The 21,419-nt window shown below is 73.5% G+C and carries 18 protein-coding genes; 12 read left to right on the top strand and 6 right to left on the bottom strand.

What is annotated here, in order from left to right:
* Positions 1-16: 16 nt before the first annotated feature.
* Both AB5970_RS02095 and glpK read left to right on the top strand, forming a co-directional pair.
* The gene (locus tag AB5970_RS02095) at positions 17-742 is read left to right on the top strand and encodes an MIP/aquaporin family protein (protein ID WP_370502237.1); all 726 of its coding nucleotides are present in this window, start codon (positions 17-19) and stop codon (positions 740-742) included.
* Between the two features lie 98 nt (positions 743-840).
* On the top strand, positions 841-2,364 hold the full coding sequence (gene glpK / locus AB5970_RS02090; protein WP_370502236.1) for a glycerol kinase GlpK: 1,524 nt from the start codon (positions 841-843) through the stop codon (positions 2,362-2,364).
* A 57-nt stretch (positions 2,365-2,421) separates the two neighbouring features.
* Here the strand turns inward: glpK and AB5970_RS02085 are convergent, their stop codons facing one another.
* Positions 2,422-4,713 carry an MMPL family transporter gene (locus AB5970_RS02085; RefSeq protein WP_370502235.1) on the bottom strand — a complete coding sequence of 764 codons (2,292 nt, stop codon included), beginning with the start codon at positions 4,711-4,713 and terminating at the stop codon, positions 2,422-2,424.
* 62 nt (positions 4,714-4,775) lie between these two features.
* Between AB5970_RS02085 and AB5970_RS02080 the strand changes: the two genes are divergently transcribed.
* Positions 4,776-5,375, top strand: a complete 600-nt coding sequence (locus AB5970_RS02080; protein ID WP_370502234.1) for a TetR/AcrR family transcriptional regulator — start codon at positions 4,776-4,778, stop codon at positions 5,373-5,375.
* Positions 5,376-5,824: 449 nt separating this feature from the next.
* On the opposite strand, the gene AB5970_RS02075 is transcribed toward AB5970_RS02080, so the two are convergent.
* Positions 5,825-6,580 carry an SDR family NAD(P)-dependent oxidoreductase gene (locus AB5970_RS02075; RefSeq protein WP_370502233.1) on the bottom strand — a complete coding sequence of 252 codons (756 nt, stop codon included), beginning with the start codon at positions 6,578-6,580 and terminating at the stop codon, positions 5,825-5,827.
* A 127-nt stretch (positions 6,581-6,707) separates the two neighbouring features.
* Between AB5970_RS02075 and AB5970_RS02070 the strand changes: the two genes are divergently transcribed.
* The 5 genes from AB5970_RS02070 (at position 6,708) to AB5970_RS02050 (ending at position 12,344) form a co-directional block, all read left to right on the top strand.
* A complete protein-coding gene (locus AB5970_RS02070; protein WP_370502232.1) occupies positions 6,708-7,499 on the top strand; it encodes an exodeoxyribonuclease III in 792 nt (263 codons plus the stop codon).
* Between the two features lie 70 nt (positions 7,500-7,569).
* Complete coding sequence (locus AB5970_RS02065; RefSeq protein WP_370502231.1) at positions 7,570-8,766, top strand: DUF4190 domain-containing protein; 1,197 nt, start codon at positions 7,570-7,572, stop codon at positions 8,764-8,766.
* Between the two features lie 53 nt (positions 8,767-8,819).
* The gene (locus AB5970_RS02060) at positions 8,820-9,434 is read left to right on the top strand and encodes a DUF4190 domain-containing protein (RefSeq protein ID WP_370502230.1); all 615 of its coding nucleotides are present in this window, start codon (positions 8,820-8,822) and stop codon (positions 9,432-9,434) included.
* A 73-nt stretch (positions 9,435-9,507) separates the two neighbouring features.
* On the top strand, positions 9,508-11,745 hold the full coding sequence (locus tag AB5970_RS02055) for a beta-glucosidase (protein ID WP_370502229.1): 2,238 nt from the start codon (positions 9,508-9,510) through the stop codon (positions 11,743-11,745).
* 35 nt (positions 11,746-11,780) lie between these two features.
* Positions 11,781-12,344: a hypothetical protein gene (locus AB5970_RS02050; protein ID WP_370502228.1), complete on the top strand. Its 564-nt coding sequence runs from the start codon at positions 11,781-11,783 to the stop codon at positions 12,342-12,344.
* Positions 12,345-12,356: 12 nt separating this feature from the next.
* Here the strand turns inward: AB5970_RS02050 and AB5970_RS02045 are convergent, their stop codons facing one another.
* Positions 12,357-12,983, bottom strand: a complete 627-nt coding sequence (locus AB5970_RS02045; protein ID WP_370502227.1) for a TetR/AcrR family transcriptional regulator — start codon at positions 12,981-12,983, stop codon at positions 12,357-12,359.
* Between the two features lie 56 nt (positions 12,984-13,039).
* Positions 13,040-15,634, bottom strand: a complete 2,595-nt coding sequence (gene clpB, locus AB5970_RS02040; RefSeq protein WP_370502226.1) for an ATP-dependent chaperone ClpB — start codon at positions 15,632-15,634, stop codon at positions 13,040-13,042.
* 102 nt (positions 15,635-15,736) lie between these two features.
* Between clpB and AB5970_RS02035 the strand changes: the two genes are divergently transcribed.
* Complete coding sequence (locus AB5970_RS02035) at positions 15,737-16,681, top strand: alpha/beta hydrolase (protein ID WP_370502225.1); 945 nt, start codon at positions 15,737-15,739, stop codon at positions 16,679-16,681.
* On the opposite strand, the gene AB5970_RS02030 is transcribed toward AB5970_RS02035, so the two are convergent.
* Positions 16,678-17,982: an ion channel protein gene (locus AB5970_RS02030; protein ID WP_370502224.1), complete on the bottom strand. Its 1,305-nt coding sequence runs from the start codon at positions 17,980-17,982 to the stop codon at positions 16,678-16,680. The genes AB5970_RS02035 and AB5970_RS02030 overlap by 4 nt on opposite strands.
* Positions 17,979-18,974: a cation diffusion facilitator family transporter gene (locus AB5970_RS02025; protein WP_370502223.1), complete on the bottom strand. Its 996-nt coding sequence runs from the start codon at positions 18,972-18,974 to the stop codon at positions 17,979-17,981. Before AB5970_RS02025 ends, AB5970_RS02030 begins: the two co-directional genes overlap by 4 nt.
* 106 nt (positions 18,975-19,080) lie before the next feature.
* On the opposite strand from AB5970_RS02025, the gene AB5970_RS02020 reads away from it, so the two are divergent.
* Genes AB5970_RS02020 through AB5970_RS02010 form a run of 3 tightly spaced genes read left to right on the top strand, consistent with a single transcriptional unit; the run spans position 19,081 to position 21,415 of the window.
* Positions 19,081-19,863 carry a VOC family protein gene (locus AB5970_RS02020; protein ID WP_370502222.1) on the top strand — a complete coding sequence of 261 codons (783 nt, stop codon included), beginning with the start codon at positions 19,081-19,083 and terminating at the stop codon, positions 19,861-19,863.
* Positions 19,864-19,889: 26 nt separating this feature from the next.
* The gene (trmB, locus tag AB5970_RS02015; protein ID WP_370502221.1) at positions 19,890-20,630 is read left to right on the top strand and encodes a tRNA (guanosine(46)-N7)-methyltransferase TrmB; all 741 of its coding nucleotides are present in this window, start codon (positions 19,890-19,892) and stop codon (positions 20,628-20,630) included.
* Positions 20,627-21,415 carry a LysR family transcriptional regulator substrate-binding protein gene (locus AB5970_RS02010; RefSeq protein WP_370502220.1) on the top strand — a complete coding sequence of 263 codons (789 nt, stop codon included), beginning with the start codon at positions 20,627-20,629 and terminating at the stop codon, positions 21,413-21,415. Before trmB ends, AB5970_RS02010 begins: the two co-directional genes overlap by 4 nt.
* Positions 21,416-21,419: the final 4 nt, after the last annotated feature.

Genomic DNA, 21,419 nt, shown 5'->3' with positions numbered 1-21,419 from the left:
GACAGTGGACTACACAATGGGAGACGCCTTCATCTCCGAGGTGATGGGAACCGGCATGCTGGTGCTGCTCGGCACCGGTGTGGTCGCGAACGTCATCCTGCCGAAGAACAAAGGCTTCGACGGTGGCTGGCTCCTCATCAACTGGGGATGGGGCCTCGCGGTCATGGCGGGTGTGTACACCGCCTTCAAGTCGGGGGCACACCTGAACCCAGCTGTCACGATCGGCATCTGGGCGAGCGGAGCAGACAACTTCGCTCCGGGCATCCCCGTGACGGCGGCCAACGGTTTCCTGTACGTCACGGCACAGATGGCGGGTGCGGCGATCGGCGCACTGATCTGCTTCCTCGCCTACAAGAAGCACTTCGACGAGGATGCCGACCCCGGCATCAAGCTCGCCGTCTTCTCGACCGGTCCGGCGATCCGGTCCTACGCGTGGAACTTCATCACCGAGGTCATCGGCACCTTCGTGCTGGTGTTCGTCATCCTCGCGTTCGCCAAGAACCCCGCCCAGCTCGGTCCGCTACCGGTCGCGCTCCTCGTGGTCGGCATCGGTGCCAGCCTCGGTGGCCCCACGGGCTACGCCATCAACCCCGCCCGTGACCTCGGCCCCCGCATCGCGCACGCCCTGCTGCCGATCAAGGGCAAGGGCTCGAGCGACTGGTCGTACTCCTGGGTGCCGGTCTTCGGCCCCCTCGTCGGCGGCGTCATCGGTGGCCTGGTGGCCTCCGCCTACGTCGTCTGACGTCGACCACACCACACAGTCGTCCCCGTCCGGGCGGCGCCCGTCACCCCCGGTGAGCGCCGTCCGGACCCCCAGAACCACCCGGAGGAATCTTCGCCATGCCCGACACCAAGTACGTCCTTGCCATCGACCAGGGCACCACGAGCACCCGAGCCATCGTCTTCGACCACTCCGGCCAGATCGTCGAGTCGGGCCAGATCGAGCACGAGCAGATCTTCCCGCGCGCCGGCTGGGTCGAGCACAACGCTGAGGAGATCTGGAAGAACACCCGTGAGGTCGTCGGCCTCGCGCTCACCCGCGCCAACCTCACCTACCGGGACCTCGCCGCGGTCGGCATCACCAACCAGCGCGAGACCACGGTCGTGTGGGACCGGACGACGGGCAAGCCGGTCTACAACGCGATCGTCTGGCAGGACACCCGCACGCAGAAGATCGCCGACGAGCTGGGGGCGCTCGGGGGCGGTGCCGACCGGTACAAGGCCAAGGTCGGCCTGCCGCTGGCCACCTACTTCTCGGGGCCGAAGGTCAAGTGGATCCTCGACAACGTCGAGGGCGCCCGCGCCAAGGCGGAGGCCGGCGACCTGGCGTTCGGCAACACCGACGCCTGGGTGCTGTGGAACATGACCGGCGGGGTCGACGGCGGCGTGCACGTCACCGACCCGACCAACGCGTCGCGCACGATGCTCATGGACCTGGCCACCCTGTCGTGGGACGCCGACATCGCCGCCGACATGGGCATCCCGCTGTCGATGCTCCCCGAGATCAAGTCGTCGTCCGAGGTGTACGGCACCGGCCGCGAGGGCGGCATGGTCCCGGGCGTCCCGATCGCCGGCATCCTCGGTGACCAGCAGGCCGCCACGTTCGGGCAGGCGTGCTTCGAGGTCGGCATGGCCAAGAACACGTACGGCACCGGCAACTTCATGCTCATCAACACGGGCACGGAGCCGATCCCGTCGAAGAACGGTCTGCTGACCACGGTCTGCTACAAGATCGGTGACCAGCCGACCGTGTACGCGCTCGAGGGCTCCATCGCCGTCAGCGGCTCGCTCGTCCAGTGGCTGCGCGACAACCTCGGCATCATCTCGTCGGCACCCGAGATCGAGGAGCTGGCCAAGACCGTCGACGACAACGGCGGCGCCTACTTCGTGCCGGCGTTCTCGGGCCTCTTCGCGCCGTACTGGCGGTCGGACGCGCGCGGCGCGCTCGTCGGCCTCACGCGGTACGTCAACAAGGGGCACATCGCCCGGGCCGCGCTCGAGGCGACGGCGTTCCAGACCCGCGAGGTGCTGGACGCCATGAACGCCGACTCGGGTGTCGACCTGACCGAGCTCAAGGTGGACGGCGGCATGGTCCAGGACGAGCTGCTCATGCAGTTCCAGGCGGACATCCTCGGCGTCCCCGTGGTCCGGCCGAAGGTCGCGGAGACGACGGCGCTCGGCGCCGCCTACGCCGCGGGCATCGCGGTCGGGTTCTGGAACGGCGAGCAGGACGTCATCGACAACTGGGCCGAGGACAAGCGCTGGGAGCCGCAGATGGACGCGGACGAGCGGGCCCGGCAGTACCGCCTCTGGAAGAAGGCCGTCACCAAGACCTTCGACTGGGTGGACGACGACGTGAGCTGATCGCCCGCTCGACGGGCGGGGGCCGGGGTGCGACGAGGCACCCCGGCCCTCGTCGTGTCACTCGCTCGCGTGCGCCCCGTGCGCCGAGTGCGCGCCCGTGTGGGTGCCCTCGGGCACCTGGTCGACGGGCGCCTCGGCCGTGTGCGCGCCGGCCCGGTCGAGCGCGGAGCCCTCGATGTCGACGTTCGGGATGATCCTGTCCAGCCAGCGCGGCAGCCACCAGGCCGACTTCCCCAGCAGGGTCATCGCCGCCGGGATCATGGTCATGCGGACCACCAGCGCGTCGAACAGGATGCCGATGGCCAGCGCGAACGCGATCGGGCCGATCTGCGCCGAGCCGCTGAACACGAAGCTCGAGAACACCGAGATCATGATCAGCGCCGCGGCCAGCACCACGCGGGCGCCGTGGGCGAACCCGAGGCGGACCGCCGGCGTCGGCTCGGCGCCGTGCACGTGCTCCTCGCGCATGCGCGACACCAGGAACACCTGGTAGTCCATGGCCAGGCCGAACAGCACGCCGACCAGCAGGATCGGCAGGAAGCTGAGCAGCGGGCCGGTCGAGTCGACGTTGAAGACGCCCGACAGCCAGCCCCACTGGAACACCGCGGTCGTCGCGCCGAACGCGGCGGCGATGGTCAGCAGGAAGCCGAGCACGGCGGTGACCGGCACCAGCAGCGAGCGGAACGCGACGAGCAGCAGCACGATCGCGAGGCCGACGACGATGAGCAGGAACACGGGGAACGCGTCGGCGAGCTTCTGGGTGATGTCGATGTTCGCGGCGGCGGCCCCGGTGACCCACAGCTGCGTGCCCGTGGCGGACTCGACTGCCGGGCGGGCGTCGCGGATCGCGTGCACCAGGTCCGCGGTCTCCACCGAGTCCGGGGCGCCCGTCGGGATGACGACGACCAGCGCGGCCTCGGCACCCTCGGTGGCGCCGGGTGCGGCGATCGGCGCCGCGTAGGCGACGTCGGGCAGCGCGGCGACCGTCGAGGTCACCTCGCCGACCGCGCCCTGGAGCTTCGAGGGGTCGTCCTTGGCGTCGACGAGCACGACCAGCGGGCCGTTGAAGCCGGGACCGAACCCGTCGGCGAGCAGCTCGTAGGCCACGCGGTCGCCCGACCCCTCGGGCTCGCGGCCGGCGTTCGGCAGGCCGAGCCGCAGGCTCAGCGCCGGGATCGCGATGGTCAGCAGCACGCCGGCGCCGACGACCAGCGTGACGATCGGGTGCGTGGTGACGAACGCGCCCCAGCGGTTGCGCGCCGCGCGCGAGTGCTCGGCCTGCTTCAGCGCCCGGCCGCGCGGACGCAGCCGCTCGCCGGCGAAGCCCATGAGGGCCGGCAGCAGGGTGACCGCGACGAGCACCGCGATGACGACCGTGGCGGCGGCCGCGAGGCCCATGGCGGACAGGAACGGGATGCCGGTGACGGTCAGCGCCGCGAGCGCGATGACGACGGTCGTCCCGGCGAAGACCACCGCGCTGCCGGCCGTGCCGACCGCGTGCCCGGCCGACTCGAGCGGGCTCATGCCGTCGGCCAGCTGCTGGCGGTGTCGGGACAGCAGGAACAGGGCGTAGTCGATGCCGACCGCCAACCCCAGCATGAGGGCGAGGGTCAGCGTGGACGACGAGATGCTGGCGACCCCCGACAGCGACAGCACGCCGGCGACGCCGATGCCGACGCCGAGCAGGGCGGTGAGGATCGGCATGCCCGCCGCGAGCAGCGACCCGAACGTCACGACGAGCACGACGAGCGCGACCACCAGACCGATCGCCTCGGTCGGGCCGGCCAGCTCGAGGGGCGCCGTGAACGGTCCGCCCGCGAGGGCGACCTGGTACCCGTCGGCCTCCAGGCCCGCGGCGGCGTCATCGAGTGCCTGCGTCGTCGCGTCGGGGATGTCGTCGACACCCACGCCGAACGCCACGTCCACGTACAGCACGCTGCCGTCCGGCGCGACGGCCTGGGCCTGCACCGGGTCGGACACCGCGGCCACGTCCTCGGCGCTGGCCACCGGCGCGAGCGCCGTGAGGACGTCCTGGATGCCGGTCCCCGTGAGGAACGACTCGCCCTCGGGGGCGGCGACGACCACGCGCGCGCTGGAGGTGTCGCCACCCTGCTGGGCCGACATGCTGCTGTCGGAGCCGACGTCGGCGGCCTGGTCGCCGAGCCGCTCCGCGACCAGCTCCTGGGCCCGCTGGGACTCGGTCCCGGGGATGGAGAAGGAGTCGGAGATGTTCAGCCCCGAGGCGATCGCTCCGAACCCGGCGGCGGCCAGCACCACCAGCCAGGCGACGAGCACGATCCAGCGGTGGCGGAAGCTTCCCCGGCCGAGACGGTCCAGCACGCGTGCCATGTTCACTCCTTGGTCGACGGGCGCAGGATATACGACAGTTGTTGGATAGCCGAGGTGGCATCATGGACAAGGTGACGATCCAGGACGAGGGCGCCCGGGTGGACCCGAGGGTGCTGCGCACGCGCCGCCTGCTCCAGGATGCCCTGCTGTCGCTCGCGCGGGAACGGAGCCTCGACGAGATCTCCGTCGCGGACGTGGCCGACCGCGCGACCGTCAACCGCAGCACGTTCTACCAGCACTACCCCGACACGGACACCCTGCTGGCCGACGCGCTGGACGCGCAGGCCGCCCAGGTGGGCGCCGACCTCACCCAGATCCGCCCGGGCGCGGCGCAGGACGACGCCCCCGAGGTCCTCGTCCGGTACGCCACGCACGTCGCCGAGAACGTCGCCCTGTACCGCAGCGCGCTGGGCGAGCACGGCTCCCCGGTGGCCGTCGCGCGGCTGCGGCGACGCATCGGCGCATTGGCGCTCGAGGGCCTCGAGCTGCACGGCGCGCCGCCCGCCCTGTCCGCGCTGCCCCGACCCATCGCCGCCGCCGCGCTGGCCGGCTCGGTCATCGGGGTGCTGGTCGCGTGGCTCGAGCGCGACCCGCTCCCCCCGCCCCGCGACGTGGCCTCCTGGGCCTGGTCCGCGGTGAGCGGCTGGCCCCCGGAGGCCTGACGACCGGCTCGCGACGCCGGACGTCCGCACCCGTGGGGGCCCTGACCCGCAGGAACGCGGACGTTGGCGCGGGTGCAACCGTTGCGTCCGCACTCGTGTGGGCCCTGACCCGCAGGAACGCGGACGTTGCGTGGGTGGAACCGTTGCGTCCGCACTCGTGAGGGTCCTGGCCGGCAGGAGTGCGGACGTTGCGTGGGTGGGACCGTTGCGTCCGCACTCGTGAGGGTCCTGGCCGGCAGGAGTGCGGACGTTGCGTGGGTGGGACCGTTGCGTCCGCACTCGTGAGGGTCCTGGCCCGCAGGAACGCGGACGTCCGCAGATTCGCGCGCCCCGGCGACCCGGTGTGCGGACGTTGGCGGGTAGTCGAGCGGACGTCCGCAGATTCGCGCGCCCTGGCGACCGGATGTGCGGACGTTGGCGCTGGTTCGGGGGCGCGGAGCCCGCGCAGGTCAGGTGAAGTACGCGCCGCCGTTGACGTCGAGGATCGTGCCCGTGACGAACGCGGCGCCGTCCGAGGCGAGGTAGACGACGGCCTCGGCGACGTCGTCGGGGGCGCCCGCGCGGTTCAGGGGCGAGGCGGCGACGGCGGCGCGCTGCGCGGGCTCGGGCGTGTGCGTGGCGTGCAGCGGGGTGCCGCCGACGAACCCGGGGGCGACCACGTTCACGGTGATCCGACGCGGCCCGACCTCGCGGGCGAGCGCCCGGCTGAACCCCTCGAGCGCGGCCTTCGCCGTGGCGTACGCGACCATCCCCGTGCCGCCGCCGCTGCGCGCCGCCTGGGCGCCGATCGTGATGATGCGGCCGCCGTCGGGCATGACCGCGAGCGCGGCCCGGCTGGCGTAGAACGCGGACGAGAGGTTGAGGTCGAGCACGCCGTGCCAGTGGGCGTCGTCCATGGCCGCCACGCTGCGGCGCTCGACGGGTCCGCCCACGTTGTTCACCAGGATGTCGAGACCGCCGCCGAGCATGGACGCGGCGTCGCTGACCGCCTTGTCGACGTCCCAGCTGCGCCGCAGGTCCACCTGGAACGAGGCCGCGGTGCGCCCGGTGTCCTTGATCTCGGCGACGACCGCGGTCGAGTCGTGCGACAGATGGGTGATCGCCACGTCGGCACCCGCCCGTGCGAGGGCGAGGGCGACGGCGCGGCCGATCCCCGAGGCGCCGCCCGTGACGAGAGCGCGACGACCCGCGAGCGCGTCCTGCACGTCCTCGACCTCCTGTGCCCGATGTGTTGTGCGCACCGTACGGGAGCGGTTCGTCCTGCTCAACACCACTCTGTCCGAATCATCCGATTGCCTATCGTGTCGGCGGCGCCGGGTAGCGTCCTGCCCCATGCGCCTGGCCACCTGGAACATCAACTCGATCCGCGCCCGCACCGACCGCGCGGTCGCCTTCCTGGAGCGGACGGGTGTTGACGTCCTGGCGCTGCAGGAGACCAAGGTCAAGGACGAGCAGTTCCCGCGGGAGGCGTTCGAGGCGCTGGGGTACGAGGTGGCGACCAGCGGCTTCTCACAGTGGAACGGTGTGGCCATCGTGAGCAAGGTCGGCATCGAGGACGTCGAGGCCGGGTTCCCCGGCATGCCGACGTGGGGTGACCCGGCGGCGGCCGAGGCCCGGGCGCTCGGCGCGACCTGCGGCGGCGTGCGCGTGTGGAGCCTGTACGTGCCGAACGGACGCGAGATCGACGACCCCCACTACGCGTACAAGCTCGACTGGCTCGGCCGGCTGCGGGACGCGGCGGAGGGCTGGCTCGCCGGCGACGCCGAGGCCCAGGTCGCCCTCGTCGGCGACTGGAACATCGCGCCGCTGGACACCGACGTCTGGGACATCGGCGTGTTCGCCGGTCGCACCCACGTGACGCCTGCCGAGCGTGACGCGTTCACCGCCATCGCCGGGGCGGGATACACCGAGGTCTCCCGCGTGCACCTGCCCGCCGAGCACACCTACACGTACTGGGACTACCAGCAGCTGCGGTTCCCTCGGAACGAGGGCATGCGCATCGACCTGACCTACGCGACGCCGGCGCTCGCCGCCCGCGTGACCGGCGTGACCATCGAGCGCAACGAGCGCAAGGGCAAGGCGCCGTCCGACCACGTGCCGGTCATCCTCGAGATCGCCGACTGAGCCCGGACGCGCGGGTGATGTCGGTGGAAAGGCCGTTCGGGGCGGGGGCGCAGTGGGCTAGGTTGCGCGCATGAGCAACGAGCCTGGGGGGCCGGCTCCGGTTCCCGACCCCTACGCCGTCCCGGACCCGGCGGCCGGCCCGCCCGTGCAGCCCAGCGGCGCCGAGGCGACGCCGCCCGTGGCTCCCGGCGCCTTCGAGGCGCCCCTGCCGTACGCCGGCAGCGCCGTGCCGCCGAGCGCTTCCGGGCCGCAGCCGGGCACGACCCCGTACGGCCAGCCCGTCGCCCCGTACGGCGCGCCCCAGGCCGGAGCTCCGCAGTTCGGCGCACCTGAGGCCGGCGCACCCCCGTACGGAGCTCCGCCATACGGCGCGCCCCAGGCCGGCGCGCCCCAGTACGGGGCTCCGCAGTACGGGGCCCCCCAGCCCGCGGCCTACGGCACCCCGCAGTACGGGACGCCCGGCTACGAGCAGCCCACGCCCTACGGCGCGCAGCCGTACGGGTACGGGCAGCCGTACGGGCAGCCCTACGTCACGCCGCCCACCGAGGGCCTGGCCATCGCGTCGTTCGTCACCAGCCTGGTCGGGATGTTCCTCGGCGGGCTCCCCGGCGTGGTCGGCCTCGGGCTCGGCATCGCGGCGCTGCGGCGCATCCGGGTGTCGGGCAAGGCGGGCCGGGGCTGGGCGATCGCGGGCATCGTGATCGGCGGGATCGGCATCCTCTGGATGCTGGCCGTCATCGCCTACTTCGTGATCGTGCTCGCGGTCTTCGGCGCCACCGGTGGGTTCTCGGACGTCGCCGACGAGGTCGGGCAGAGCATCGACGAGGGGTCCGGCGGCACGCCGGGCACGGACAGCGGATCGACGCTCCCCGACTTCGCGCTGCGGACCGACCTGACCACCGGCACGTGCCTGACCACCTTCGCGATGACGTACGACATGAGCGACACGGACGCGGTCGACTGCGCCGAGCCGCACGACGCCGAGGTGGTCGGCCTCATCCCGATGTCGGGTCCCGTGAGCCTCGACGCCGACGACGAGTTCGACACGGCGTACAACGAGGCGTGGGACGCCTGCGACCAGCTCACCGAGGGGCTGCTGCCCGGCTACTTCTCCGACGGCGACATCAGCCTGTACTTCCCGCACCCGGACGACTACGCCGCGGGCACCACCTCGGCCTACTGCGTCTACTACGGCGACGAGCCGGGCATGACGGGCTCGGCGACGGCCGGGACCTTGCAGCTGGCGGGCGCGGGGACGTCGTCCTGACCGGTCCCGCGTCCCCGTACTCCTACCCCGAGGCGCACTACGCGCCGGGGTGGGTGGCGCCGCGCCCGCCGCTCGAGCCGACGGCCGTCTGGTCCCTGGTCACGGGCCTGCTCGGACTAGGCCCGGTGGCCCTCGTGCTCGCCGCCGTGGCCCTGCGCCGGGTAGCTTCCCGGCACACCCGCGGCCGGGGCCTGGCCATCGCCGGCGGGGTGCTCGGCATGCTGGGCACGGTAGCGCTGGCCGTGGTCGGCACGACCCTCGTGCTCACGGCGCTGGCCACCCGCCCCCTGCCCGCCGACGTGCCCTCCGCGCGGAGCGCGCACGCCCAGCAGCTGGTCACGGGCAACTGCCTGGCCACGGTCCCGGCGGACGGCCCGGTCGACTCGGTCCGGGTGGTGCCCTGCGCCGACCCCCACGAGGCGCAGGTGATCACCGAGTTCTCGTTCGCCGAGAACGCCGTCTGGCCCGGCCAGCAGGCGGCCGACGCCCGCGTGGCGCGCGCCTGCGTGCTCGACGACGCCGAGATCGGCGCCGGCGTCCGGACCGTGACGTGGTCGCCGACCGAGCGCTCGTGGGCGAAAGGGGACCGCATCGGGCTGTGCCTGGCGGTGGTCGACGGGGGCGGCGTCACCGGGTCGTTCCTCGACGGGTCGGCGAACCTCCCCTGATCCCAGACACTTACCACGTGGTAGGTAATGGGTTAGGGTGGCGGCACCAACCCCACCGAGGAGGAACCCCGCGATGGCGCAGGTCTTCGACGTCGAACGAGTCCTGGCCCAGCTGACCCTGGAGGAGAAGGCGTCCCTGACGTCCGGCTCCGACTTCTGGCACACGCAGGGCGTCGAGCGCGCCGGGGTGCCCGCGATCATGGTCACTGACGGCCCGCACGGCCTGCGCAAGCAGCCCGAGGACGCCGACCACCTGGGCCTCGGCAACTCCGTCCCGGCCACGTGCTTCCCGACCGCGGCCGCGCTGGGCTCGTCGTGGGACGTCGAGCTGGTCACCCGCGTGGGCGAGGCGCTCGGGCGCGAGACGCGGGCCAACGACGTCGCCGTCCTGCTGGGCCCGGGGGTCAACATCAAGCGGACGCCGCTGTGCGGCCGCAACTTCGAGTACGTCTCCGAGGACCCCGTGGTCGCGGGCGAGCTGGGCACCGCGATCGTCCGCGGCATCCAGAGCCAGGGCGTGGGCACGTCGCTCAAGCACTTCGCGGCCAACAACCAGGAGTCCGACCGCATGCGCGTGTCGGCCGAGGTCGACGAGCGGACCCTGCGCGAGATCTACCTGCCGGCGTTCGAGCGGGTGGTGACGAACGCCCAGCCGTGGACCGTGATGTGCGCGTACAACAAGGTCAACGGCACGTACGCGTCCGAGAACCACTGGCTGCTCACCGAGGTGCTGCGCGACGAGTGGGCGTTCGAGGGGCTCGTCGTCTCCGACTGGGGCGCCGTGCACGACCGCGTCCCCGCGCTCGCCGCGGGCCTCGACCTGCAGATGCCGGCCGCCGGCCCGCGTCCCGACGCCGAGGTCGTGGCCGCCGTCCGCGACGGCTCGCTGGACGAGGCCGTGCTCGACGTCGCCGTCCGCCGGGTGCTGCGGCTGGTCGCGCAGTCGCTGCCCGGCCTGTCGTCGGACGACTCGTTCGACGTGGACGCCCACCACGAGCTCGCCCGCGAGGCCGCGGCGGCCGGGTCGGTGCTGCTCAAGAACGACGGCGGCCTGCTGCCGCTTCGTTCGACCGAGGGCGTCGCGGTGATCGGCGAGTTCGCGCGCACCCCGCGCTACCAGGGCGCCGGCTCGTCGCAGGTGAACCCGACGCGGCTCGACTCCGCGCTGGACGCGCTGCGGTCGGCCGGCGACGTCGCCTTCGCCGCGGGCTTCACCATCGCGGGCGGTCCGTCGGGTTCCGACGAGGAGCTGCTGGCCGAGGCCGTGGACACGGCGCGCGGCGCCGACACCGTCGTCGCGTTCCTCGGCCTGCCGGGCCCCGACGAGTCCGAGGGCTACGACCGCCCGCGGCTCGGCCTGCCTGACAACCAGGTGGCGACCCTGCGCGCGATCGCGGCGGTCAACCCGCGGGTGGTCGTCGTGCTCGCCAACGGCTCGGCCGTCAGCGTGACCGACTGGCGCGACCTCGCCCCGGCGATCCTCGAGACCTGGCTCGGCGGCCAGGCCGGCGGCTCGGCGGTCGCCGACCTGCTGCTGGGCGTGCGCACCCCGTCCGGCCGGCTCACCGAGACGATCCCGCACCGGATCGAGGACACCCCGGCGTTCGGCAACTTCCCGGGCGAGGCCGGCGTCGTCCGCTACGGCGAGGGCGTGCTGGTGGGCTACCGCTGGTACGACACCCGCGCGATGGACGTCGCCTACCCGTTCGGGCACGGACTCTCCTACACGACCTTCGCCTATGACGACGTGGCGGCGACCGCCGACGGCACCGACGTCACGGTGACCGCGACGATCACCAACACGGGGCCGGTCGCCGGCGCCGAGGTGGTCCAGGTCTACGTCCGGGACCCGCAGGCCTCGGTGCTGCGCCCGACGCGCGAGCTCAAGGCGTTCGCCAAGGTGCCGCTCGAGCCGGGCGAGTCCCGCGAGGTCTCGTTCGCGCTGACCGCGCGGGACCTGTCGTACTGGCACCCGGGCCTGCGCCGCTGGGTGGTCGAGGGCGGCGAGTTCGTCATCGAGGTCGGCGCCTCGTCCCGGGACCTGCGCGGGTCGGTGTCGCTCGACGTCGAGGGCGAGCCGCTCTGGGGCGAGCTCACGCCGATGTCGACGGTCGAGGAGTGGTTCGCGCACCCCGTCGGCGGCCCCCTGCTGCAGGCCGCGCTGGTGCCCCCCGCCGGCATGGGCCCGATGGACGAGACCATGCAGGCGATGATCCTGCAGATGCCCGCCAAGGTCATCGCGGAGTTCGGCATGGCCGGCTTCGACCGCGAGGCGCTGGACGCCCTGGTGACCGAGGCCGCCGCGGGCTGATCGGGCGGGCCGGCCGCACCTGCGAGGATCGCCCGATGGACCTCGACGCGGCGCTGGACCGGCTCGACGCCGCGGGGGTGTGGCTCGACCCTGCGCTGACCTCCGACGAGATCGCGGAGGTCGAGCGGCGGTTCGGGTTCACCTTCTGCTCCGACCACCGCGAGCTGCTCGGTCGCGCGGTCCCGGTGGGCGACGGTTGGCCGGACTGGCTGGACGACGACGAGACACCGCTGCGCGCCCGCCTGGCGTGGCCGGTCGACGGCGTCGTGCACGACGTCCTGCACGACGGCTTCTGGCCGGCCTCCTGGGGTCCCCGGCCGCCCGAGGGCCTCGAGGCCGCCGCGCGGAGCCGGCTCGCGGCCGTCCCGACGATGGTGCCGGTCTACGCGCACCGCTACCTGCCGGGCGGCGCCGCGCGACCGGGGACGCCCGTCTTCTCGATCTACCAGACGGACGTCATCCGCTACGGCTCCGACCTCACCGACTACCTCGCGCGCGAGTTCCTCGGCCGCTCGGGGCCCGTCCCCGTGCCCGACCCGTCGCTCCGGGTGCCGTTCTGGTCCGAGCTCGCCGACGGCGTCGACCCGTCCGGCATGTGATGACAGGCGCAGTCAGTCGGTGAGCAGGGCCGCGAGCTGGGCGCGCAGGGCGGCCGCCATGTCGGGGCGGCTCTCGGGGGTGTCCGCGGCCAGCAGCCACTGGATCTGCATGCCGTCCATGACCGCGATGGTCAGGCGCGCGGCGGTCACCGGGTCGATGCCCGGGCGGAGGCGGCCCTCGTCGCGGAACCGCTCGAGCTCGGCGACCGAGCGCGCCACGACCCTGCGGTAGCGCTCCTGGAAGAACGCGTGCGCGGGGTGGTCCGGCGACGTGGCCTCCGCGGAGAGCGTCGCGAACAGCTGGACGATGCCGGGCCGCGACGCGTTGCGCTCGACCAGCATCGACAGCGCGTCGAGGTAGTCGTGCCCGGCGTCCAGGTCGGCGCGGATGGCCAGCCCGTCGACCTCGTCGCGACGCTCCAGGACCGCCGCCAGCAGGGCCGCCTTGCTGGGGAAGTGGTGCAGCAGGCCGGGGTGCGAGATGCCGACGCGGGAGGCCACCTCGCGCAGGGAGGCCGTGTGGTAGCCAACCTCGCCGAACAGCTGCACGGCCGCGTCGAGGATCTCCTCGCGGGTCGCCCGCCCCTTGGCGTAGCCGCCGGCGCGGGCGCCCGGCCCGGTCGTCACCTCGGTGGTCATGGCGCCAGGATCCCACGCGGGACCAATCCCGACCAGGTGGTAACCAGCGCCACCCGTCACCGCGTGCTGCTGACCTCCAGCCCGTCCCCGCCGCGCTCCACCACCACGGTGTCGCCGTCGCGGACCTCGCCCGACAGGATCTGCCGGGCCAGCCGGTCGCCGATCTCCTTCTGCACCAGGCGCCGCAGGGGCCGTGCGCCGTAGGCCGGGTCGTACCCCTCGAGCGCGAGCCACTCGCGCGCGGCGGGCGTGACCTGGAGCGTCAGCCGCCGGTCGGTCAGGCGCGTGGCCAGTGCGGCGACCTGCAGCTCCACGATGTGCCCGATCTCGTCGAGCGACAGCGGGTCGAAGAGCACAACGTCGTCCAGGCGGTTGAGGAACTCGGGCTTGAACGCCGTGCGCACGGCGGACATGACCGCGTCGCGCTTCTCGTCCTCGGAGAGCATCGGGTCCACCAGGAACTGCGAGCCGAGGTTCGACGTGAGCACCAGGATCACGTTGCGGAAGTCGACCGTGCGCCCCTGCCCGTCGGTCAGGCGACCGTCGTCGAGCACCTGCAGCAGCACGTCGAACACCTCGGGGTGCGCCTTCTCCACCTCGTCGAGCAGCACCACGGAGTACGGGCGACGCCGCACGGCCTCGGTCAGCTGGCCGCCCTCCTCGTACCCGACGTACCCGGGGGGCGCGCCGACGAGCCGGGCCACCGAGTGCTTCTCGGCGTACTCGGACATGTCGATGCGGACCATGGCGCGCTCGTCGTCGAACAGGAAGTCCGCGAGCGCCTTGGCCAGCTCGGTCTTGCCGACGCCGGTGGGCCCGAGGAACAGGAAGCTGCCCGTCGGGCGGTCGGGGTCGGAGATGCCCGCGCGGGCGCGGCGGACCGCGTCGGACACCGCGGCGACGGCGGGGCGCTGGCCGATCAGGCGCTCGCCCAGCACCTCCTCCATGCGCAGCAGCTTGGCGGTCTCGCCCTCGAGCAGCCGGCCGGCGGGGATCCCGGTCCACTGCGCGACCACCTCGGCCACCTCGTCGGGACCCACCTTTTCGGCGATCATCGGCGGGCCGTCGGGCGCGGCGTCGATCGACGCCTCCTCGGCCTCGGCCACCGAGATCTGCTCCTGCAGCGCGGGGATCTCGCCGTAGAGGATGCGCGCGGCCTTCTCGTTCTCGCCCTCGCGCAGCAGCCGCTCGGCGTCGGTGCGCAGCGTGTCCAGCCGGGCCTTGAGCTCGCCGACCAGGTTGTGCCCGGCCTTCTCCTTCTCCCACCGCGCGGTCAGGGACGCCAGGTCCTCGCGCCGGTCGGCCAGGTCCTTGCGCAGCCGCTCCAGGCGGTCGGCCGAGGCGGGGTCGTCGGACTCGCTGAGCACGACCTCCTCCATCTCGAGCCGGGTGACGGCACGCTGCAGCTCGTCGATCTCGACCGGCGAGGAGTCCAGCTCCATGCGCAAGCGCGAGGCGGCCTCGTCGACCAGGTCGATGGCCTTGTCGGGCAGCTGACGGCCGGTGATGTACCGGTCGGACAGGGTCGCCGCCGCGACGAGGGCCGAGTCCGCGATGGTCACCTTGTGGTGCGCCTCGTACCGCTCCTTGAGCCCGCGCAGGATGGCGACGGTGTCCTCCACGGACGGCTCGCCGACGAACACCTGCTGGAACCGGCGCTCGAGCGCGGGGTCCTTCTCGATGCGCTCGCGGTACTCGTCGAGCGTCGTGGCACCCACCAGGCGCAGCTCGCCGCGGGCCAGCATGGGCTTGAGCATGTTGCCCGCGTCCATCGCGCCCTCGGAGCCGGCGCCCGCGCCGACCACCGTGTGGAGCTCGTCGATGAACGTGACGACCTCGCCGTTGGAGCCCGTGATCTCGGCCAGCACGGCCTTGAGCCGCTCCTCGAACTCCCCGCGGTACTTGGCGCCGGCCACCATGGCGGCCAGGTCGAGCGCCACGAGCTTCTTGCCGCGCAGCGACTCGGGCACGTCACCGGCGACGATGCGCTGCGCGAGCCCCTCGACCACGGCGGTCTTGCCGACGCCGGGCTCGCCGATGAGCACGGGGTTGTTCTTGGTGCGGCGCGAGAGCACCTGCACCACGCGGCGGATCTCGGCGTCGCGGCCGATCACGGGGTCGAGCTTGCCCTCGCGCGCCCGCTGCGTCAGGTCGAGGCCGTACTGCTCGAGCGCCTTGTAGGTGCCCTCGGGGTTGGGCGTCGTGACGCGCGCCGAACCGCGCACCGCCGGCAGTGCGGCCGCGAGCGCGTCGCGGGACGCGCCCTGGGCGCGCAGCGCGTCGGCCACGCCGGACTGCCCGGTGGCCAGGCCGAGCAGCAGGTGCTCGGTGGAGACGTAGTCGTCGCCGAGCGAGCGCGCCTCGGAGGAGGCGGCCTCGAGCGCGGTCGACGTGGCACGGGACGCGGACGGCTGCGCGACGGTCGAGCCGCTGGTGGTGGGCAGGTTGACGAGCATCCCCCGGACCGCGCGGCCGAGCGCCCCGCGGTCGGCGCCGACGGCGTCGAGCAGCCCGTTGGCCACGCCGCCCTCCTGCTGGAGCAGGGCGTTGAGCACGTGCGCGGGCTCGAGCTGCGGGTTGCCGGCGGCGGACGCCTGCTGGATGGCGTCGCCCAGGGCCTCCTGGGACCGGGTGGTGAACTTGGCGTCCACGTGTCCTCCTGTGTGTCGTGTTCTCTGCCCGTCGCAACGACCGTCAGAGTTGAGTCTATTCCGCTCAAGTCTGTCCGCGCTCACCCGTGGCACGATCACGCCATGGACGACGACGCCCCGGACGTGCTCGGCCCCGGCTGGACCTCCCGCACGCTCCCGCTGCGGCCCGACGGCCGCACGCCCGACCCCGTCGCCACCCTGGTGCACCGCACGGGGACCCCGAGCCGGCGCGCGCTGCTCTACGTGCACGGCTTCGTCGACTACTTCTTCCACACCGGGTTCGGCGACGCGATGGGCGCGCACGGCTACGACGTCTACGCCCTCGACCTGCGCGACTACGGACGCTCGATCCGCGACGGCCGCCCGGCCAACTACGTCACCGACCTCGGCGCGTTCGCCGAGGAGATCGACGCGGCGGTCCGGGTGGTCCGGGCCGACCACGACGAGGTGGTGCTGCTCGGGCACTCGATGGGCGGGCTGGTCACGTCCCTGTGGGCCGACTCGCGTCGCGGCGAGGGCCTCATCGACGCGCTCGTGCTCAACAGCCCGTGGCTGGACCTGCGCGGCTCGCGGTTCGAGCGCACGGTGCTCACGACCGTGCTCGACGGCGTCGGCGCGGTCGCTCCGAGCCTGCCCATCGCGAAGCTGGGCCCGTTCTACGGCCGCGCGCTGCACGAGGGCACCGGCGGAGAGTGGTCCTACGACCTCGCGTGGAAGCCGCTCGACGGGTTCCCCGTCCGGGCCGGCTTCGTCCGGACGATCCGTCGCGGGCACAAGCGGGTGGCCCGGGGGCTCGCGATCGACGTCCCGGTGCTGGTGCTGGCCTCCGACGCCTCGGGCCCCGACGATGCGTGGCACGACGCCCTGGTCACCACCGACTCGGTGCTGGACGTGGCGGACATGCGGCGGCTGGCGCCGAACCTCGGACCGGACGTGACCTTCGTCGAGGTGCCCGGCGGCGCGCACGACCTCGCGCTGTCCCCGCGGCCGGCCCGCGACACCTACGTCGCCGACGTGCTCGCGTTCCTCGACGCCCGGCTCCCTTAGGCCGCGGGGGCGCGCTCTCGGCCGGGCGCGCGCCCGTCCCCGGGCGGCGCCAGCAGGGGCGGCCGGTTGGTCACCAGCAGCCAGGCGGCCAGCGTGGCCAGCAGCAACCCGATCAGCAGCGACACCTGCGGCACCACGGCGACCGCCATGAACAGGCTCAGCCAGCCGTTGCGCGTGGCCGCGACGACAATGCCGACCACCCCCGCGCCCACCGCGAGCGCCAGCGGCACGGCGTCCCAGAGGGTGTGCACGGCGAACCCGAGCGCGACCCCGACGAACAGCGCCGGGAAGATCCGTCCGCCGCGGAACCCCGACGTGGCGGCGACCAGCAGCGCGAGGAGCTTGATGCCGGCCATCGCCAGGAACCCGGCGGCCGTCGTGGTGGCGGCCAGCCCCGGGAGCTCCTGCATCTGCGAGAGGCCCTTGAACAGGGTCACCTCTCCCCCGAGGGCACCGAGCAGGCCGAGCAGCAGGCCGCCCGCCGTGAGCATGAGGACGGGGTGGCCGATGCGCTGGAAGATCCGGTGCATCGGCACGAACAGGTAGACGGCGATCAGCCCGACGGCGGCCGCGCCCAGCGCAATGACCACCGCGAGGCCGAGGTCCTTCAGCCCCGCGTACGTGTAGGCCGGGACGTCCACGGAGAGGTCCAGGTCCTCCAGCTGCAGCATGGTGAGCGCGCCCGTGGTGGCGGCGACGAGCGGCGCGAACAGCCGGTCCCACAGCGGGATCCTGCGGTCGCCGGCGTCCAGCTCCGAGAGCAGCAGCGCCGCCGCGACGGGCGTGCCGAACATCGCGCCGATGGTGCCCGAGACCGCGATGGCGAGCCAGACCGGGGCGTTCACCTTGGGCAGGAACCGCAGTCCGAACGCGACCGCGAGGCCCACGTTGATGCCGATGATCGGGTTCTCGGGCCCGAGGCTGACGCCGCCCGCCAGCATGAGCACCAGCGCCAGCGCGAGCCCGGGCAGCACCCGCAGCGGCAGCGGCGCGGCCACCAGCTCCTGGGTGGCCGGGTCCGGGCCCGCGTGACCGGGGACGTAGCGCACCACGAGCCCGATCAGCAGGCCGGTGGCCGTGAGCACGCCGATGATCCAGAGCGCCGAGTCCGAGCTCACGCCGACCGCGGCGCTGAGGTCGTCCCAGACCCAGCCCTCGAGCTGCTTGGCCAGCCAGCTGAGCGCGAAGAGCGTGAGCGCGCACCCGATGCCGATGATCGCGGCGGGCACGGCGAGCCGCACGAGGCCCGCTACCGGGACGCGGAACGGCTCCTCGACGACGGGCTCTGGTGCGGTGGTCACAGCGACGGCTCCTCGGGCTCCGACAACGAGAGAAGGGCTCCGACCACGGCGGGCGTCCGCGCGATCCGGCGCTCCAGGGACGCCAGCACGTGCGACGCGTCGTCCTCGGCCAGGTTGCCGGTGAGATCCACCGCGCCGGTCAGGTAGACCTGCCGGGCGCCCACGTACTCCAGGCGCAGCTCGGTGACGCGCTCGATCTCCGGCAGCTCGAGCAGCGCGCGCAGCGCGGCCGCCTGCAGACGCGGGTCCGCCACCTGACCCACCAGGAACCTGCGGTTGCGGTCGATGAGCACCACGGCCACGACCCCGAGCAGCACGCCGACCAGGATCGAGCCGACCGCGTCGGGCACGGGCGAACCCGTCAGCTGGTGCAGGCCGATGCCCGCGGCGGCGATGACGAGGCCGACCAGGGCCGCGGCGTCCTCGAAGAAGACCGCCCGCACGGTGGGGTCCGACGTCTCGAGGATGTGCGCCACCAGGTCCTTGTCCTGCCGGGCCGCCCCGCGCTTCGCCTGCCGCGACGCCTGCACGAACGAGATCCCCTCGAGCACGAACGACACCCCGAGCACCACGTACGCGACCCCGAAGTCGCTGGCGGGCTCCGGGTGCGCGAGCTCCTGGATCCCGTGCGTGATGGAGACACCCGCGCCGACGGCGAACAGCCCGATGGCGGCGAACAGCGACCAGACGTAGACCTCCCGGCCGTGGCCGAGCGGGTGCGTGGGGTCCGGCGGCTTGCCCGCCCGCCGCTGCGCGATGAGGAGGAAGATCTCGTTGCCCGCGTCCGCCCACGAGTGCGCGGCCTCCGCGAGCATGGACGCCGACGCCGTGATCATCGCGGCCGCGGTCTTGGCGACGGCGATGAGCAGGTTGGCGCCGAACGCGACGACCACCGTGAGCCCGCTCTCGCCGTGCTCGCCGGGCGGCTCGCTGCCCGCCGCCGCGGGCACGACGTCGACCAGCGGCTCCCGGTCGTCGCGCGCGTCCGCCATGTGACGTGAGTAGCACACCGGCTGCCCGATGTCTCCCGTTCGTCGGCATCTGCCCTGGTCCGGGCACCTGGTGGCGCCGACACCGACCCGGGTGTTGGGTGTCACCATGACCACCCATCGCGAGGCCTGGCCCACCGGAACCCCGGCCTGGGCCGACATCACGGTCCCGGACCTCGACGCCGCCCGGGCCTTCTACGGCCCCCTGTTCGGCTGGGAGTTCGAGGTGGGTGGGCCCGAGGTCGGCTCCTACACCCAGGCGTTCGTCGACGGGCGACGGGTGGTCGGGCTGGGCGAGCCGATGGGCGACGAGCCCGCGCCGCCCCCGGCCTGGTGCGTGTACCTGGCCACCGACGACCTCGCCGCGACCTCGGCCGCGATCGCCGACGCCGGCGGGCAGGAGATCGTGCCGGCCATGGCGATCATGGACTTCGGCTCCATGGCGATCTTCGTCGACACCGCCGGGGCCGTCTTCGGGGTCTGGCAGCCCGGCACGCACACGGGCTGGGACGTCGTCGAGGAGCCCGGGTCCGTGGTGTGGTCGGAGGTCATGGTGCACGACCAGCCGAGCGCGCTGGCGTTCTACCGGCGGGTGTTCGGCTACACCGCCGAGGACCTGAGCGCGCCCGGGTTCGAGTACGCGTCGGTGTCCCTGGGCGGGACGCCGCTCGCCGGGGTCGGCGGCTACGGGGAGCAGGCCGGTGCCGACGCCCCTGCCGCGTGGACCCTCTACTTCGCGGTCACCGACGTCGACGAGTCGGCCGGGCAGGTCGCCCAGCTGGGCGGGGCGGTGGTCAGCCCGCCGACCGACACCCCCTTCGGCCGCATGGCGATCGCGTCGGGCCCGTTCGGCGAGGTGTTCGCGCTGATGGGCCCCGTCGTCGGCGACTGACGGCCCGCCGCCTAGGCTGGACGACCGTGACCCTCCCGTCCGACGCGTTCCGCCACGTGGCCTCGCGACCCCACGAGCCGCTGCGGACCTTCCACCCGCGCCGGTCGCCCCTCGGTCCCGAACGCGAGGAGGCGCTGCGGACCCTCTGGCCGCGGTTCGGGTTCTCGGTGCACGACGACCGCTCCCCCGCCCCCCGCGGCGCGGACGGCTCGCTGGACACCACCGCGCTCTTCGGCCGGTCGGCGCCGCTGGTGCTGGAGATCGGCTCCGGCATGGGCGAGACGACCGCGACCATGGCGGCCGCCGACCCCGCCCGCGACTACCTCGCGGTGGAGGCGCACCTGCCCGGCGTCGCCCACCTGCTCGGCCTGCTGGACCGTGCGGGCCTCACCAACGTGCGGGTCGCCCACGGTGACGCCCTCGACCTGGTCCGCCGGGTGCTGCCCGTCGACTCGCTCGACGCGGTGCACGTGTACTTCCCCGACCCGTGGCCCAAGGCCCGCCACCGCAAGCGCCGGCTGGTGCAGCCGGCGCACGTCGCCCTGCTGCGGTCCCGGCTCCGCGTCGGCGGCACCCTGCACTGCGCCACCGACTGGGTGGAGTACGCCGACGCCATGCTCGAGGTGCTGACCGCCGACCCCGGGCTGGAGAACACCGCCGACGGGTTCACCCCCCGACCGCCGGACCGCCCGGTCACCAAGTTCGAGCAGCGCGGGCTGGACCTCGGCCACGAGGTGCGCGACCTCGTCTTCCGGAGGGTCCGATGACCGCGCCGAGGACGTTCCGGGTCGCCCTGTCCCCCGGCGTCAACCCCGACCGCTGGCTGCGGGTCTGGCAGGAGCGGCTGCGCGACGTCCCCGTCGAGCTCGTGCACACCGAGCCGGCCCACGCCCCCGACCTGCTGCGCTCCGGGGCCGCCGACGTCGCGCTGCTCCGGCTGCCCGCGGCCGGCGACGACCTCTCGGTGATCCCCCTGTACACCGAGGCCACCGTCGTCGTGGTGCCCAAGGACCACCTGGTCACCGTCGTCGAGGAGCTGGACGCCGCCGACCTGGTGGACGAGACCGTCGTGGTCCCGCTCGACGACACGCTGCACTGGGCCGAGCCGCCCGGCACGCCGTTCGCGGGCGACCCGGTCCCCACCACCGCCGACGCGGTCGACCTGGTCGCCGCCGGCGTCGCGGTGCTCGTGCTGCCGCAGTCGCTCGGCCGCCTGCACCAGAGGCGTGGGCTGACCGCGCGCGTGGTGCGCGACGCCCCCGGGTCCGCCGTGGGCCTGGCCTGGGTGACCGACCGCTACGACGACCTGACCGAGGAGTTCATCGGGATCGTCCGCGGCCGCACGGCGACGTCGAGCCGCGGGGTCGGTGCGCCGGCTCCCGCGCCCGAGCTGCCCGCGAAGAAGCCGACCGGTCGAGCCGGGGGTCCGTCGTCGTCCGGCAAGGGCGGCGCCTCGTCGTCGGGCAAGGGTGGGGCGTCGTCGTCCGGCAAGGGCCGGGCGTCGTCGGCGAAGGGGAAGCCGAAGCCGCGCAAGCCCCGCCCCGGACGCTGACCGG

It is taken from the genome of Cellulomonas sp. ICMP 17802, from assembly GCF_041295535.1.
In the GTDB taxonomy this organism is placed as follows: Bacteria; Actinomycetota; Actinomycetes; order Actinomycetales; family Cellulomonadaceae; genus Cellulomonas.
Note: the sequence above shows the minus strand (reverse complement) of the source record. Positions and strands in the feature narration are given on the sequence as shown.